Source organism: Halorubrum sp. Atlit-28R, from assembly GCF_003665955.1.
GTDB classification, from domain to species: domain Archaea; phylum Halobacteriota; class Halobacteria; order Halobacteriales; family Haloferacaceae; genus Halorubrum; species Halorubrum tropicale.
Window position 1 is genome coordinate 1 of sequence record NZ_QPLS01000261.1, and the last position, 443, is coordinate 443.

At 59.1% G+C, this 443-nt stretch carries 1 protein-coding gene; it reads right to left on the reverse strand.

Going from position 1 to position 443, the window contains the following annotated elements; genetic code table 11:
- Positions 1-443 (reverse strand): sensor histidine kinase KdpD (locus DVK06_RS17815; protein WP_147438192.1); only part of this gene is annotated, 443 nt, incomplete at both ends.

Sequence of the window (443 nt, forward strand, 5' to 3'; positions counted from 1 at the left end):
GACATGCCGATGCCGTTGTCGCTGACTGCAAGCACGACCCGGCCGTCGTGTTCCGCCAGTGTCAGTAGGCTCCGGCCACCGTTGGGTGTGTATTTCACCGCATTGTTGACGAGGTTGGCCACCACTTGTATGAGCCGCTTTTTATCGCCCAAGACCATGGCGCCGCATGGCGGCATGCGCGACTCGAAGCTATGCCCGTGTGCTTCGATCAGCGGGCGAACTTGTTCCATCGCGTCAGCAATCACATCCTGCATGTTGACAGGCTGCTTGTCGATGGCGACCAACCCTCTGGTGACACGCGAGACATCGAGCAAATCATCGATCAAGCCGGTCATGTGCCCGGTTTGCCGCGCAATTACTTCGCCCAGCTGCCGTTGCTGGGCCTTGTCCGCTTGCGCAAATGACAGCAAGTCAGCTGCAGCTGAAATCGGCGCCAGCGGATT